Genomic DNA, 13,893 nt, shown 5'->3' with positions numbered 1-13,893 from the left:
ATATTTATCGCCAAGCCGAAAGCAGAACCCTGTCTTCGCCTTGGTACAAATATCCCCGCCGGAGGCAAGAAAACTCACAGCACCACGGAGGCGCCTTTGGTGGACGGGCCGACATGGGTGCGGAAGGCGCCGAACAGCTCGCGGCCGAGGCCGTACTGGTTGCCGCTGAGGTCGGGCACGACTGGCGTGCGGCTCTCGAAACCTTCGGTCAGGCAGGTCAGCTCGCCCGTCGTCGCGTCGAGCCGCACCATATCGCCGTCTTGCAGCTTCGCAAGCGATCCGCCATCGGCGGCCTCGGGCGAGACATGGATCGCCGCCGGAACCTTGCCCGAGGCGCCCGACATCCGGCCATCGGTGACCAGCGCCACTTTCAGCCCGCGATCCTGCAGCACTGCGAGGGTCGGGGTCAGCGAGTGCAGCTCCGGCATCCCGTTCGCTTTCGGCCCCTGGAAGCGCACGACGACGATCGTGTCGGAGGTGAACTCGCCCGCCTTGAACGCGTCCTTCACCTCGTGCTGTTCCTTGAAGACGCGCACCGGCGCTTCGATGATGTGGCGCTCGGGCTTGACGGCGGAGACCTTGATCACGCCGCGCCCGAGATTGCCCTCGAGCTGCTTGAGGCCGCCCGTTTTCTGGAACGGATCGGCGGGTTTGCGCAGGATTTTCTCGTTCTGGCTCTCGGGATCGGCCTCTTCCCAGATCAGCCCGTTCTCGGTGATCTTCGGCTCCTGCGTGTAGCGGGTGAGGCCGTCGCCCGCGACGGTCTTCGCATCCTCGTGCAGCAGGCCCGCACTAAGCAGATGACGGATCATGAATTGCAGCCCGCCCGCCGCGTGGAAGTGGTTCACGTCGGCGAGCCCGTTCGGATAGACCTTCGCCATCAGCGGCACGACCGAAGAAATCTCGTCGAAATCTTCGAGATCGAGCACGATCCCAGCAGCCCGCGCCATCGCGGGCAGGTGCAGAATGTGGTTGGTCGAGCCGCCCGTGGCCATCAGCCCCACGAGGCCGTTCACGAAAGCTTTCTCGTCGAGCACTTCCGAGGCCGGGCGGTAGTCGTTGCCAAGCGCAGTGATCTCGGCGGCGCGTTTCGCGCCTGCGACCGTCAGCGCCTCGCGCAGCGGCGTGTTCGGGTTCACGAAGGACGCGCCCGGAAGGTGCAGCCCCATGAACTCCATCAGCATCTGGTTGGTGTTCGCCGTGCCGTAGAACGTGCAGGTGCCGGGGCCGTGATAGGAGGCCATCTCGGCCTCCATCAGCGCGTCGCGGCCCACTTCGCCCGCGGCGAATTGCTGGCGGACCTTGGCTTTCTCGTCATTGGGCAGGCCCGAGGTCATCGGCCCGGCGGGAATGAAGATCGCCGGGATATGGCCGAAGGTCGCCGCCGCCATGATCAGGCCGGGCACGATCTTGTCGCAAACGCCCATGTAGAGCGCCGCGTCGAAGGTGTTGTGGCTCAGCGAGACCGCCGCCGCCATCGCGATCACGTCGCGCGAGAAGAGCGACAGGTCCATCCCCGGCTGGCCCTGCGTGACCCCGTCGCACATCGCGGGCACGCCGCCCGCGACCTGTGCGGTGGCGCCGACTTCGCGCAGCGCCGCCTTGATCGTCTGCGGGAAGGTCTCGAAAGGCTGGTGCGCCGAGAGCATGTCGTTATAGGCCGTCACGATGCCCACATTCGGCGCGCGCTCTGCCGCGAGCGCGTCTTTGTCCTCGCCCATGGCCGCATAGGCGTGGGCCTGATTGCCGCAGCTGAGATGCGCGCGGGCGGGGCCTGCATCGGCTGCCGCCTGCATCCGGGCAAGATAGTCGCCGCGCGGGCCTTCGGAGCGGGCGCGGATTCGGTCGGTCACACGGGCGATTGTGGCATCGAGGGTCATCGGCGGGGCCTTTCCTTGCTATGCATCTGATGCGGAATATGCAGCCCTTGCGGGCCGCTCGCGCAGCGGGCGCGGATCGCGGTCGCCTCTTCGCTATCATGTTAGCGCTAACGCCGCAACCCGTTCCCTTTGTCGATTATCTGGGGCAGAGCGGGGAGGCGGCAAGCGCGAGGGCTTTCGCGCCCCGTCGCTTGGCGCTAGGAAGGCGGCGCTTGAGACAGCGCGCGCAAGGAGCATCCGATGAGCCAGTCCGAAGACACCGCCACCCGCCCGACCGTTCGGCTACGCCCGAAGGCCGAGGCTCGCGCGATCCGCCACGGCTTTCCTTGGGTCTATGCCGATGAGCTGGTGACCGACCGGCGCACCAAGGCGCTGGCGCCCGGCACGATCGCGACGCTGGAGGATGGCGAGCGCCGCCCGCTCGCGACGGTGACGGTCAACCCGAACTCGAAGATCATCGGCCGGGTGATGAGCCGCGACGCGGAGGCGGTGATCGACCGCGATTGGATCGCCGCGAAGCTGACCCGCGCGCTGGAGATGCGTGCCCGTTTGTTCGATGCGCCGTTCTACCGGCTCGTGCATGCCGAGGCGGACGGGCTGCCCGGCGTCATCATCGACCGCTTCGGCGATGCGGCGGTGATCCAGCCGAATGCGGCATGGTCGGAGGTCATGATCGCCGATCTCGAGGCCGCGTTGGCCGAGGTGACGGGCGTCACGACGATCATCAAGAACGCGGCGGGGCGCGCGCGCACGCTCGAAGGGCTGGACGAGGACATGCTCACCCTGCGCGGCGGGATCGAGGCGCCGGTCGAGGTGCCGATGAACGGCGCGATCTACCTTGCCGACCTGATGGGCGGGCAGAAGACGGGCCTGTTCTATGACCAGCGCCCGAACCACGCTTTTGCCGCACGGCTGGCCGAGGGCGCGCGGGTCCTCGACGTGTTCTCCCATGTGGGCGGCTTCGCGTTGGCCGCGCTGGCAGGTGGTGCGACGTCGGCGCTGTCGGTCGATGCCTCGGCCCCGGCGCTGGATCTTGCGACCAAGGGCGCGGCCGCGATGGGCATGGCGGACCGCTTCGCCACGCGTCAGGGCGATGCCTTCGACACGCTCGACGCTTTGGGCCGGGAAGGGGAGCGCTTCGATCTGGTGATCTGCGACCCGCCCGCCTTCGCGCCCGCCAAGCCCGCACTGCAGGCGGGGCTGCGCGCGTATGAGCGGATCGCGCGCATGGCCGCGCCGCTGGTCGAGCCGGGCGGCTATCTGGTGCTGTGCTCCTGTTCGCACGCTGCCGATCTGTCGCAATTCCGCGCAGCCTGCACACGGGGTATCGGCAAGGCGGGGCGGTCGGCGCAGCTGATCCATACCGGCTATGCCGGGCCCGATCACCCGATGCTGCCGCAGCTGGCGGAATCGGGCTATCTGAAATCCCTGTTCTTCCGGCTCGACTGATGCGGGTCGTGCTCGATGCCTGCGTGCTCTACCCGACGGTGCTGCGCGAGATCCTGATCGGGGCGGCCAAGGCGGGGCTCTACCGTCCGCTCTGGTCGGCGCGGATTCTCGAGGAATGGGCGCGCGCGGCGGCCCGTCGCGCGCCTGCCGACGAGGCCATCGCACGCGGCGAAATCGCGCTTTTGCGTGCGGGGTTCCCGAAGGCCGAGATTTCCGCCCAGCCGGGGATCGAGGCGCGGCTGGTGCTGCCCGACGAGAATGACCTTCACGTGCTGGCGGTAGCGATTGCGGGCAGTGCCGACGCGATCCTCACCTTCAACGCGCAGGATTTTCCGCGCGGCACATTGGCGGGCGAGGGGCTGGAGCGGCGCGATCCGGACGGCTTCCTCTGGCAGCTTCTGTCCGAACATCCTGAGCAGATGCGTGCCGTCACCGAGGCCGTGCGCGCCGAGGCCGAGCGCCTGTCGGGCGAGCCGCAGCCGATCCGGGCGCTGATGAAACGCGCGCGTCTGCCGCGTTTCGGTAAGGCGCTGGCGGCGTGAGCTCGCGACGCGTGTCGGGGTGTGGCCCCTTGACCGCCCGCGAAAGCCTCGCCAAACAGGCGCAATGATCGGGTTCATCACATGCCAAGAGCGCGGCGCGGCCGACAAGCTCCTTGCCCAGCTCGCCGACAGGCTGCTGTCGCAGGGGCGCGACGTGATCGGCATGGTGCGCGCAGAGGTGCCGCAGCGCTTCGAGTGCGAGATGCATCTGCGCCTCTTGCCCGAGGGCGAAACCCGCACGATCTCGCAGGATCTGGGGCAGGGCGCGGGGGCCTGTTCGCTCGATGCAGGCGCGCTCGAAGAGGTCGTCGCACAGGTCGGCCATGCGCTTGAGATGGCGCAGCCGGGTGCCATCGTGATCCTCAACAAATTCGGCAAACAGGAGGCCGCAGGGCGCGGGTGTCGCGACCTGATCGCGCAGGCGATGGCCTCCGATTTTCCGGTGCTTCTGTCCGTTCCGCCCGAAACGCGCGCCGATTTCATGACTTTCGCAGAAGGTATGGCCGAAGAAATCGTGCCGGAAATTCAGGCGCTTGAGGCGTTTCTCTCGCGTGAGGGCGCTTAATCCGCGCCCTCGCGTTGTCTCATGTCGCTCCCATGCTAGACTTGTTCAGGTAAGGTGAGTAAAAGGGGGTCGTTAGCGCTAACGGACCCCAAACACGGAGCAGCCCATGGTTTCGCGCGTCATTCCCGTCGATCGTTTCGACCTGGTGATTTTCGGCGCCACTGGCGACCTCGCCAATCGCAAAATTCTCCCCGGCCTGTTTCGCCGCTATTGCGCCGGACAAATTCCCGAAGGATCCACCATAATCGGGGCTGCGCGCTCGGAGATGACCGCAGAGGAATTCCGCGATCAGACCCGCGCCGCAATCGCCGAATTCGGCGGCAGTAAATGCGACGACGAAGGCGCGCTGGATGGTTTCCTGCCGATGCTCGACTATGTCGCGATCGACGCGAAAGGCGATGGCGGCTGGGACGATCTGAAGTCGAAAGTCCGCGGCGACACCGTCAATGCGTTCTACTTCTCGGTCGCGCCGGCGCTGTTCGGCGATCTGGCCGAGCGCCTGCACACGCGCGGTATCGCGGGGCCGGAGGCGCGGATCGTGGTCGAGAAACCTTTCGGGCGCGACCTCGCCTCGGCCAAGGCGCTCAACGCGGCGCTGGCGGAGTATTTCGACGAGACGCAGATCTACCGGATCGACCATTATCTCGGCAAAGAGACGGTGCAGAACCTGATGGCGGTGCGCTTTGCCAACATCCTGTTCGAGCCGCTCTGGAACAGCCAATTTGTTGATCATGTGCAAATCACCGTGGCCGAAACGGTCGGCGTCGGCGGTCGCGGGTCGTATTATGACAAGTCGGGCGCGATGCGCGACATGGTCCAGAACCACATGATGCAGCTTCTGTGCCTGATCGCGATGGAGCCGCCCTACCACTTCGACCCCGATGCGGTGCGCGACGAGAAGCTCAAGGTGATCCGCGCGCTCCAGCCCGTCCAGCCCGCCGATATCGTGCGGGGCCAATACGCGGCGAGCAAGGATGCGCCCGGCTATCTCGAAGATGCCGAGGACCCGGAGTCGACGACCGAGAGCTATATCGCGATGAAATGCCATGTCGCGAACTGGCGCTGGGTGAACACGCCCTTCTATCTGCGCACCGGCAAGCGGCTGCGCGCGCGCACCTCCGAGATCGCGATCACCTTCAAGGAGCCGCCGCACCAGATCTTCGACGACGCCGAGGGCGAGTGGCGCGAGAACGTGCTGGTGATCCGGTTGCAGCCCAATGAGGGCATGAACCTGAAGATGATGATCAAGGAGCCGGGGCCGGGCGGGATGCGCTTGGTTCAGGTGCCGCTCGATATGTCCTTCGCGGAAGCTCTGGGCGACGAGGCCGACATCACCGACGCCTATGAGCGCCTGATCATGGACGTGATCCGCGGCAACCAGACGCTGTTCATGCGCGGCGACGAGGTCGAGGCGGCCTGGGCCTGGACCGACCCGATCATCGAGGGCTGGGAGGCGCGCGGCGACAAACCTCAAACCTATGACAGCGGCGCGTCGGGGCCCGATGACGCGTTGATGCTGATGCATCGCGACGGACGCCGCTGGCGGGAGATTCGCGAATGAACTTTGAGAGTTATCCAGATCGCGAGATGCTGATGATGGGGCTCGCGGATCGCATCGCGAGCCAGTTGCGCGCGTCGATCAACAACGAGGGCCGCGCGACCTTGTCGGTGCCCGGCGGCTCCACGCCCGGTCCGATCTTCGATATCCTTTCCGACATTGATCTGGACTGGTCCAAGGTCGCGGTGCTCCTCAATGACGAGCGTTGGGTGCCCGAGAGCTCGGAGCGGTCTAACACGCGCCTGATCCGTGCGCGGCTCCTGAAGGGGCGGGCGGCAGCGGCGACGCTGGTGCCGCTTTATGCCGAGGCGGAGCGGCCCGAAGACAAGATGGCGGAACTGGCCGAGGGCATCGCGCCGCATCTGCCGATTTCCGTCCTGCTTCTGGGCATGGGCGCGGATATGCATACGGCGAGCCTTTTCCCGGGCGCCGACCGGCTGAAAGAGGCGCTGTCGAACGATGCGCCGATCTTGCTGCCGATGCGGGCCGAAGCTGCGGGCGAGCCGCGTATCACCCTGTCCGCACCCGTGCTGCGCGACGCGATGTATACGCATATCCTGATCACCGGCGCGGAGAAGCGCGCGGCGATCGAAGCGGCCGAGAGGCTCCCCGTGGAACAGGCGCCGGTGCGCGCCGTTCTCAAGGACGCGACCGTTCACTGGGCTGAATAACTGGGCAGAGCAAGCGATGACCATCTGGCAAGACCTCCTCGACAAGGCGCAATCCGTACAATCCCGCGAAATCGGGGAATTGTTCGAAAAGGGTAATCGCGCTGCGGGGTTCTGCCGCGAAACCGGGCCGTTTCTGTTCGATTTCTCCAAGACCAATATCGATGCGGAGACGCTCGATCTGCTGGTGAAGCTGGCCGAGGAGAAGGAAGTCGCGGCCCGCGCCGAGGCGATGTTCACCGGTGAGAAGATCAACGACACCGAGGGCCGTGCGGTGCTGCATACCGCGCTGCGCAATCTCGACACGGACGTGTTCGTCGATGGCGAGAACGTCATGCCCGAGGTCCGCGCGACCTATGCCCGTATGGAGGCGTTCGCGCGCGATGTCCGCGAGGGCACCTTCACGGGGCAGGGCGGCGCGATCACCGATGTGGTGAATATCGGCATCGGCGGCTCGGATCTGGGCCCGGCGATGGCGACGCTCGCGCTCGCGCCCTATCACGACGGGCCGCGCTGCCATTTCGTCTCCAACGTGGACGGGGCGCATATCCATGACACGCTGGCCGGTCTGAACCCGGAGACGACGCTGGTGATCGTGGCCTCCAAGACCTTCACCACCATCGAGACGATGACCAATGCCGAGACCGCGAAGCGGTGGATGGCCGAGAAGGTCTCGGACCCGGCGCAGCAATTCGCGGCGCTCTCGACCTCGGCTGAGAAGACCGCCGCCTTCGGGATCGATCAGGCCCGCGTCTTCGGGTTCGCCGATTGGGTCGGCGGGCGCTATTCGATGTGGGGGCCGATCGGGCTGTCGCTGATGATCGCGATCGGGCCGGAGGGTTTCGCGGATTTCCTCAAGGGCGCGGCGGTGATGGATGCGCATTTCCGCAAGGCCGAATTCAAGGACAATCTGCCGGTGCTGCTGGCGCTGGTCGGCATCTGGCACAACCAGTTCTGCGATTATGCCACGCGCGCGGTTTTGCCCTATGATCAACGGCTTGCGCGTCTTCCGGCCTATCTCCAGCAGTTGGAGATGGAGAGCAACGGCAAGCGCGTCAGCATGGATGGCAAGGACCTGCCTTACAATTCCGGCCCCGTCGTCTGGGGCGAGCCGGGCACCAACGGCCAGCACGCGTTCTATCAGCTGATCCACCAGGGCACGCGGGTCATTCCCTGCGAATTCATGGTCGCCGCCGAGGGGCACGAGCCCGATCTGGCGCATCAGCATCTGCTGCTCGTGGCCAACTGTCTGGCCCAATCCGAGGCGCTGATGCGGGGCCGCTCGCTGGCCGAGGCGACCGAGATCATGCGCAAGAAGGGCTTCGAGGGCGACGAGTTGGACCGCCAGGCGCGCCACCGTGTCTTCCCGGGCTCGCGGCCGTCGACGACGCTGCTCTATCCGAAACTGATCCCCGAGGTCTTCGGCGGGATCGTCGCGCTTTACGAGCACCGCGTCTTCGTCGAAGGCGTGATCCTCGGCATCAACAGCTTCGATCAATGGGGCGTGGAGCTGGGCAAGGAACTGGCGCTGGCACTGGCTCCGGTTCTGAAGGGCGAGGATGCGGGCGAGGGCAAGGACGGCTCCACCCGGCAGCTTGTCGCGCGTGTGCAATCGCTGCGCGGCTAGATCAGGCTTCGTTGACGGTGCCGCCTCCGGGCGGAACCGGGGCGTACATCCGTCCGTTCAGCTTGGAGGTGGGGCGAAGCGCCTCGCCGACTGGTGTTCGAACAAAGGAATTCCACGATGATCGACTCGATGGAAGATAGCCCCGAAGGCGTGGTCGGTCTGATCGCCTCCGGCACCGTTCTTAAACATGATGTGACCGAGGCGATGCGCCTCGTCGGGTCCGCGGATCGGATGATGGTGGTCGTCGCGCCGCGCTTCGACGGCTACATGGCGGAGCTGATCGGCGGGCTGCGCCAAAGCTGCGAAGACGGTCAGGCCGGGCGCTGCGCGCTGGTCGTGCCGGAGGATATGCGCTCCGAGGCGAGCATGCAGGGCGAGGGCGGAGCATTTCGCATCTTCACCGCGCAAGGAGAGGCGGAAAGCTGGCTCGCCGCTTAACGCAGGCCGATCTCGGACAGTGCCACGGCAAGCTCGCGGGGCAGGGCCTCTTCGCGGGCGCGGCCTTTGGGCAGATCGCGGGGCGCATCCTCGGGGCTGAGGTAACGCCAGCCCTGGAAGGGGCGGCGCATCAGCGCCTCGGTGCGGACGACCTCGCGGTCGAGAACGATCGCGCAGCGCGCGATACCGTCGGCGCCCATCACTTCGGACAGCTCCAGCACGCGCTGGCGCGCCAGCACCGCGCCCTTGAAGACCCAGTATAGCGACCCGCCGTTCAGGATCTCGTCCGCGCGTTTCGGCCACATGCGCGTGACATGCATGGCCGGACCCTGGCCGTAGCGGCTGGCCTGCCACGCGATCAGGTCTTCGACCTTCTCGGCGCCGACGCACAGTTTGATCAGATTCACCACTTTGTCACCCATGCTCCCTAATTAGGTTTTCGGTCTCGCGACGGCAATGTCCGATTTGCGTCTGGTCATGCGAAGAGGCCTTAGGTATAGTGTCAGCCCGCCCCCGACGCACGATATGCGGAGGGGGTTTTCGATTTTTACCTCACTCGAACTGCTGCCAACGAGGACCTCATGAGCCGTTTTGCCGCCCCGATTGCCGAACAGATCTGGGACATGAAATACCGTCTGAAGGAACAGGACGGGACCCCGATCGACGCGACCGTTGAGGATAGCTGGCGCCGGATCGCGCGCGCCTTGGCCGAGGTCGAGGATAAGCCCGCGAAATGGGAAGAGAAATTCTACGGCGCGCTGGAAGATTTCAAATATCTCCCTGCAGGCCGGATCGCCGCGGGGGCCGGCACCGGCCGCGCGGTGACGCTGTTCAACTGCTTCGTCATGGGAACGATCCCTGACAACATGGGCGGCATCTTCGACATGCTGAAGGAAGCCGCGCTGACGATGCAGCAGGGCGGGGGAATCGGCTACGACTTCTCCACCATCCGCCCGCGCGGGGCCGAGGTTAAGGGCGTCGCCGCCGATGCGTCCGGTCCGCTGAGCTTCATGGATGTCTGGGATGCGATGTGCCGCACGATCATGTCGGCGGGCTCGCGGCGCGGCGCGATGATGGCGACGATGCGCTGCGACCACCCCGATATCGAGAGCTTCATCACCGCCAAGCAGGATTCGGCGCGGCTGCGGATGTTCAACCTGTCCGTGCTGGTGACCGACGCGTTCATGGAGGCCGTGAAGGCCGACGGTCCGTGGGACCTGAAATACGGCGACAAGGTCTATCACACGCTGAACGCCCGCGATCTTTGGAATAAGATCATGCGCGCGACCTATGACTACGCCGAGCCGGGCGTGATCTTCATCGACCGCATCAACAAGATGAATAACCTCAACTATGTCGAGCAGATCGCCGCGACCAACCCCTGCGGCGAGCAGCCCCTGCCGCCCTATGGCGCGTGCCTGCTGGGCTCGATCAACCTCGCACGTCTGGTGACGAACCCGTTCGAGGCGGATGCGGGTCTGGACCCCGAGCAGCTCGACGAGATGGTGCGCCTTGCGATCCGCATGATGGATAACGTGGTCGACGCCTCGCGCTTCCCGCTGGAGCAGCAGCGCGTAGAGGCGCAGAACAAGCGTCGCATCGGTCTGGGTGTGACCGGTCTTGCCGACGCGCTCCTGATGCTGGGCCTGCGCTATGGCTCGGAAGAGGCCGCCGCACAGACCGAAGTCTGGATGAAGCAGATCGCGCGGGCGAGCTATCTCGCCTCGGTCGATCTCGCGAAGGAAAAGGGGCCGTTCCCGCTGTTCGATGCCGAGAAATACCTCGCCTCGGGCAACATGATGCAGATGGATGACGACGTCCGCGAGGCGATCCGCGAGCACGGTATCCGCAACGCGCTGCTGACCTCCATCGCACCCACGGGAACCATTTCGCTTTACGCGGGCAACGTCTCGAGCGGTATCGAGCCGGTCTTCGCCTATGCCTACAAGCGCAAGGTGCTGCAGCCCGACGGTTCGCGCACCGAAGAAGAAGTGGTCGATTACGCGGTGCAGATGTGGCGCGACAAGTTCGGGGACAAACCGCTGCCCGACTATTTCGTCAACGCCCAGACCCTCGCGCCGATGGATCACGTCCGGATGCAGGCCGCGGCGCAGAAATGGATCGACAGCTCGATCTCCAAGACCATCAACTGCCCCGAGGATATCCCCTTCGAGGCGTTCAAATCGGTCTATATGGAAGCCTGGGACACCGGCTGCAAAGGCTGCACCACCTACCGTCCGAACGACGTGACGGGCTCGGTTCTCAGCGTGTCGGAAACCTCCGAGGCCGCGCCGGAAGTCGATGAGGGCGCCGATGTGGTCTACCTGACCGAGCCGCTGGACCGTCCCGCGGCGCTGGAAGGCTCGACCTACAAGATCAAGTGGCCGGGTTCGGAGCACGCGATCTACATCACGATCAACGATATCGTCCAAGGCGGTCATCGTCGTCCCTTCGAGGTCTTCATCAACTCGAAGAACATGGAGCATTTCGCCTGGACCGTGGCGCTGACCCGGATGATCTCGGCGGTGTTCCGGCGCGGTGGCGATGTCTCCTTCGTGGTCGAAGAGCTCAAGGCCGTGTTCGATCCGCGCGGCGGGGCCTGGATGCAGGGCAAATACATCCCTTCGATCCTTGCGGCGATTGGCGGCGTGATCGAGCGTCACATGATCTCGATCGGTTTCCTCGAAGGCGAAGGGCTGGGCCTGAAATCCGACCCCGAGGCCGACCGCATGGCCATCGGCGAAGCCCCCCGCGGCAAAGCCTGCCCGTCCTGCGGCTCCTACGCCCTGCGGATGGTCGAAGGCTGTATGACCTGCGCCGATTGCGGCCACTCCAAATGCGGCTGAGCCGGGTGAGTTGAAGAGCCATATGTGGCCACTACTAATTAGTGGCCACCGGCGGGCTTATGAGGTCCATTCGGCAAGCGAATAAGGTCAATCGGGCGTAAGCGCCCGATTTTCCGTTATTTCGGCCGTTTCTCGCGAGAACGAGGGTTCGACTTTGTCCTGTGAGTTATGGGCACAAGAAACAGGCGGGGAAACGGTTTTCAGAATTTTTCTTCGGCTTGGTCGTAGCCGATGGCGTTCTTGGGCTGGCGGCGTAGCTTCCGCTGCCACCCACCGTGGGCCAGTTCTCCAGGACGAGCAGAACAGCGACCGTTTCGAAGACTTGCCGAGACGTTGATGCGCAATGTCGGCATGCCTTGCACCAACGAACGCAAGGCATGCAAAAAGGGCGGCTTGCGCCGCCCTTGTCCGAGGTGTTCAAGTATTTGTTATTGTGATCGCCAGAGCCTCAGCAAGTCCTCGATGCGCGCATAGGCCTGAATTATCTCGTGCCTTGAGTGATGGCCGTCGCAGAACTGGTGGCCGTAAGTGTCTGCGCGAGTGTCTTCGATCGTGTAGCCGAGCGCGAGAAACGCGTCGTGCGCCGCGTCGCTCAGCCGTGCGGGGTGGCTCGGCGAAGTCATGACGGTCACGCCGGCGATCTCCCGGCCGATCTGGGTGTAGTGCCGGTCCACCCACACGTGGACACGAGACAGGCTGTGCTTCTCGATGAGCCACAGTGTCACGTCGCAGATATCCTGCTCCATCCCGAACTCGTCAGGATAGACGCTCAGGCGGCGCTGGCGCGCCACCTGTAGGGCACAGCGTGCCCCAGTCTCAGTCAGCATGACGGAACCGCGCGAGAAGGTCGCTGACCCGCGCGCCATGCCAGAGGGTCATGTCGGAGGCTGGCAAGCCCCTCTCATGACCTATCCTGTCGAGCGACGTCGGCGCCTGGTCAGCCAGGATGCGACGGATGTCGCGGAGGGCGACCTCGATGGCATCTGTATCCGGGATCGGTTGCCCGAACGCGCCGTGCAGGTCACAGAGCGCCGCGAACCCACTCGGATCATCGAGCGCGTCGAGGAGGTCGCAGAGGCTCGCACCGTGGCGGCGGAGGTGCTGCTCCACCGCATAGGCGGCGCCGAGACGCGCATCGGCGGTGTCGAGTGTGGTGGTGTCGGGCATGATGATCTCCCTTTCATGCGGTGGCGGAAACGGTGCTGGTGTGCCTGATTCATCGGCGTCATGTTCCGTCGCGGGGAGATGCTGGGGCGTTGGCAGGGTCCTTTCGGCTGGTTGCGAAGGCTGTTCTTGGGTGCTGGTGACGAGAACATTGGTCGTTCATCGGGATGACGAAGAAGAAATCTGCTGGGCGCATGATTTTTTCTGTTCTTGGGCCGTACCGCCGCCGATGGTGCCCTGTCGGGAGGCTGCGCTTTGCGCTCATCCCGGAGCATGACGCCGACCGTGCAAACTGCGCATGGTCGGCGCTGCAGTTCAGGCCGCGTCCTGCGCTGGGAGGGCAAGCGCCAGCGCATCCCGCTCATCGTTCAGTTCACCGATCTCGACCAGAAGGTCATAGAGCCGGTCGGTGAGCAGGCAGAGCTCTTCCACCTCCGGGCTCGCGGGATCGAGAAGAACCCAGGACGAAAGGTCGGGTTCGAACCCATCGATGACCGGGTCGAGAGACAAAAGGCGGTGCAGATCGACCAGCCTGCGGCGCGTCGCCCAGTCCAGGCGCGCGGCTTCGCGCAAGCGGGACATGAGGCGCAGGACACGGGCCGTTCCGGCGTCGCCGTCGATCAGCCCCGCGGCGTTGCACAGCGCGGATCCGTGCTTGTCGAAATGCGCGCGAACGGCAGCGAGTTGTAGATCTGCGGGCAGGGTCTTCGTTGGGAACTTACGCAGCATGGTGGTCCTCCTTGGTTGCGCGTCTGCCGTTCGTGGCAGCATCAAGCCTGTCCGCAGTCGTTTCCGGGGTGCCCCTCCTTCTCTTCTCTTGGGCTCACCGGTCTTTGTTTCGGTCCTCGAAATGGAGATTGGCCAATAGTCTGCGGGGCGAAGAAAAAACTTCGCCATTGCCCGTGGCAATCGGGTGTCCCGGCCCAGCAAGTCGCCGGTCAGATGTATTCTCGGAAATAAATGAGCAGGGCAGGCGCCCATTCGCGTCTGAAATGCGTCCGGAAAGGTTCCCGGCTGTCCGAAATCTGCTACACCTTGGAAAAGACTGGTAGTTTGGTGCAAATGAACCTCGCCTCAAAATCCTTCCTGAGGTTCTTGGTTGACCCTCTCGGTCGACATCCAAGGTCCCTGACGCTGCGAGACAGGGGCATTGCCG

The 13,893-nt window shown here is 64.8% G+C and carries 13 protein-coding genes; 8 read left to right on the top strand and 5 right to left on the bottom strand.

The window, feature by feature from the left end; all coding sequences use genetic code 11:
• Positions 1 to 74 precede the first annotated feature (74 nt).
• The gene (edd, locus tag AXZ77_RS13110; protein ID WP_098411492.1) at positions 75 to 1,880 is read right to left on the bottom strand and encodes a phosphogluconate dehydratase; all 1,806 of its coding nucleotides are present in this window, start codon (positions 1,878 to 1,880) and stop codon (positions 75 to 77) included.
• Between the two features lie 240 nt (positions 1,881 to 2,120).
• Between edd and AXZ77_RS13105 the strand changes: the two genes are divergently transcribed.
• From AXZ77_RS13105 to AXZ77_RS13075, 7 genes are all read left to right on the top strand, one after another.
• Positions 2,121 to 3,329 (top strand): RSP_2647 family RNA methyltransferase, encoded by a 1,209-nt coding sequence (locus AXZ77_RS13105; RefSeq protein WP_098411491.1) that lies wholly within the window; start codon positions 2,121 to 2,123, stop codon positions 3,327 to 3,329.
• Entirely contained in the window at positions 3,329 to 3,871 is a 543-nt protein-coding gene (locus AXZ77_RS13100; RefSeq protein WP_098411490.1) for an RSP_2648 family PIN domain-containing protein, read from the top strand. Before AXZ77_RS13105 ends, AXZ77_RS13100 begins: the two co-directional genes overlap by 1 nt.
• 64 nt (positions 3,872 to 3,935) lie before the next feature.
• Entirely contained in the window at positions 3,936 to 4,436 is a 501-nt protein-coding gene (locus AXZ77_RS13095; RefSeq protein ID WP_098411489.1) for a DUF2478 domain-containing protein, read from the top strand.
• 106 nt (positions 4,437 to 4,542) lie between these two features.
• A complete protein-coding gene (gene zwf / locus AXZ77_RS13090; RefSeq protein WP_098411488.1) occupies positions 4,543 to 5,997 on the top strand; it encodes a glucose-6-phosphate dehydrogenase in 1,455 nt (484 codons plus the stop codon).
• A complete protein-coding gene (gene pgl / locus AXZ77_RS13085; RefSeq protein WP_078542867.1) occupies positions 5,994 to 6,665 on the top strand; it encodes a 6-phosphogluconolactonase in 672 nt (223 codons plus the stop codon). The genes zwf and pgl overlap by 4 nt, the downstream gene beginning before the upstream one ends.
• 16 nt (positions 6,666 to 6,681) lie before the next feature.
• The gene (gene pgi, locus AXZ77_RS13080) at positions 6,682 to 8,289 is read left to right on the top strand and encodes a glucose-6-phosphate isomerase (RefSeq protein ID WP_098411487.1); all 1,608 of its coding nucleotides are present in this window, start codon (positions 6,682 to 6,684) and stop codon (positions 8,287 to 8,289) included.
• A gap of 117 nt (positions 8,290 to 8,406) precedes the next feature.
• Entirely contained in the window at positions 8,407 to 8,727 is a 321-nt protein-coding gene (locus AXZ77_RS13075) for a hypothetical protein (RefSeq protein WP_098411486.1), read from the top strand.
• Here AXZ77_RS13075 and AXZ77_RS13070 read toward each other — a convergent pair.
• Positions 8,724 to 9,149 carry a DUF1489 family protein gene (locus AXZ77_RS13070; protein ID WP_098411485.1) on the bottom strand — a complete coding sequence of 142 codons (426 nt, stop codon included), beginning with the start codon at positions 9,147 to 9,149 and terminating at the stop codon, positions 8,724 to 8,726. The genes AXZ77_RS13075 and AXZ77_RS13070 overlap by 4 nt on opposite strands.
• Positions 9,150 to 9,308: 159 nt before the next feature.
• Between AXZ77_RS13070 and AXZ77_RS13065 the strand changes: the two genes are divergently transcribed.
• On the top strand, positions 9,309 to 11,573 hold the full coding sequence (locus tag AXZ77_RS13065) for an adenosylcobalamin-dependent ribonucleoside-diphosphate reductase (protein WP_098411484.1): 2,265 nt from the start codon (positions 9,309 to 9,311) through the stop codon (positions 11,571 to 11,573).
• A 428-nt stretch (positions 11,574 to 12,001) separates the two neighbouring features.
• On the opposite strand, the gene AXZ77_RS13060 is transcribed toward AXZ77_RS13065, so the two are convergent.
• From AXZ77_RS13060 to AXZ77_RS13050, 3 genes are all read right to left on the bottom strand, one after another.
• Positions 12,002 to 12,319: a hypothetical protein gene (locus AXZ77_RS13060; protein ID WP_141536275.1), complete on the bottom strand. Its 318-nt coding sequence runs from the start codon at positions 12,317 to 12,319 to the stop codon at positions 12,002 to 12,004.
• Positions 12,320 to 12,389: 70 nt separating this feature from the next.
• Positions 12,390 to 12,740, bottom strand: a complete 351-nt coding sequence (locus tag AXZ77_RS13055) for a hypothetical protein (RefSeq protein WP_098411482.1) — start codon at positions 12,738 to 12,740, stop codon at positions 12,390 to 12,392.
• A gap of 312 nt (positions 12,741 to 13,052) precedes the next feature.
• Positions 13,053 to 13,466, bottom strand: a complete 414-nt coding sequence (locus tag AXZ77_RS13050) for a hypothetical protein (protein ID WP_098411481.1) — start codon at positions 13,464 to 13,466, stop codon at positions 13,053 to 13,055.
• Positions 13,467 to 13,893: the final 427 nt, after the last annotated feature.

The organism is Thioclava sp. ES.031, from assembly GCF_002563775.1.
Lineage (GTDB): Bacteria > Pseudomonadota > Alphaproteobacteria > Rhodobacterales > Rhodobacteraceae > Thioclava.
Note: the sequence above shows the minus strand (reverse complement) of the source record. Positions and strands in the feature narration are given on the sequence as shown.

Coding starts and splice junctions, on each gene's coding strand:
- AXZ77_RS13100 (WP_098411490.1), top strand. CDS start 3,329: ATGCGGGTCGTGCTCGATGCCTGCGTGCTCTACCCGACGGTGCTGCGC.
- pgl (WP_078542867.1), top strand. CDS start 5,994: ATGAACTTTGAGAGTTATCCAGATCGCGAGATGCTGATGATGGGGCTC.
- AXZ77_RS13065 (WP_098411484.1), top strand. CDS start 9,309: ATGAGCCGTTTTGCCGCCCCGATTGCCGAACAGATCTGGGACATGAAA.
- pgi (WP_098411487.1), top strand. CDS start 6,682: ATGACCATCTGGCAAGACCTCCTCGACAAGGCGCAATCCGTACAATCC.
- AXZ77_RS13060 (WP_141536275.1), bottom strand. CDS start 12,319: ATGGAGCAGGATATCTGCGACGTGACACTGTGGCTCATCGAGAAGCAC.
- AXZ77_RS13095 (WP_098411489.1), top strand. CDS start 3,936: ATGATCGGGTTCATCACATGCCAAGAGCGCGGCGCGGCCGACAAGCTC.
- AXZ77_RS13055 (WP_098411482.1), bottom strand. CDS start 12,740: ATGCCCGACACCACCACACTCGACACCGCCGATGCGCGTCTCGGCGCC.
- AXZ77_RS13105 (WP_098411491.1), top strand. CDS start 2,121: ATGAGCCAGTCCGAAGACACCGCCACCCGCCCGACCGTTCGGCTACGC.
- zwf (WP_098411488.1), top strand. CDS start 4,543: ATGGTTTCGCGCGTCATTCCCGTCGATCGTTTCGACCTGGTGATTTTC.
- edd (WP_098411492.1), bottom strand. CDS start 1,880: ATGACCCTCGATGCCACAATCGCCCGTGTGACCGACCGAATCCGCGCC.
- AXZ77_RS13075 (WP_098411486.1), top strand. CDS start 8,407: ATGATCGACTCGATGGAAGATAGCCCCGAAGGCGTGGTCGGTCTGATC.
- AXZ77_RS13070 (WP_098411485.1), bottom strand. CDS start 9,149: ATGGGTGACAAAGTGGTGAATCTGATCAAACTGTGCGTCGGCGCCGAG.
- AXZ77_RS13050 (WP_098411481.1), bottom strand. CDS start 13,466: ATGCTGCGTAAGTTCCCAACGAAGACCCTGCCCGCAGATCTACAACTC.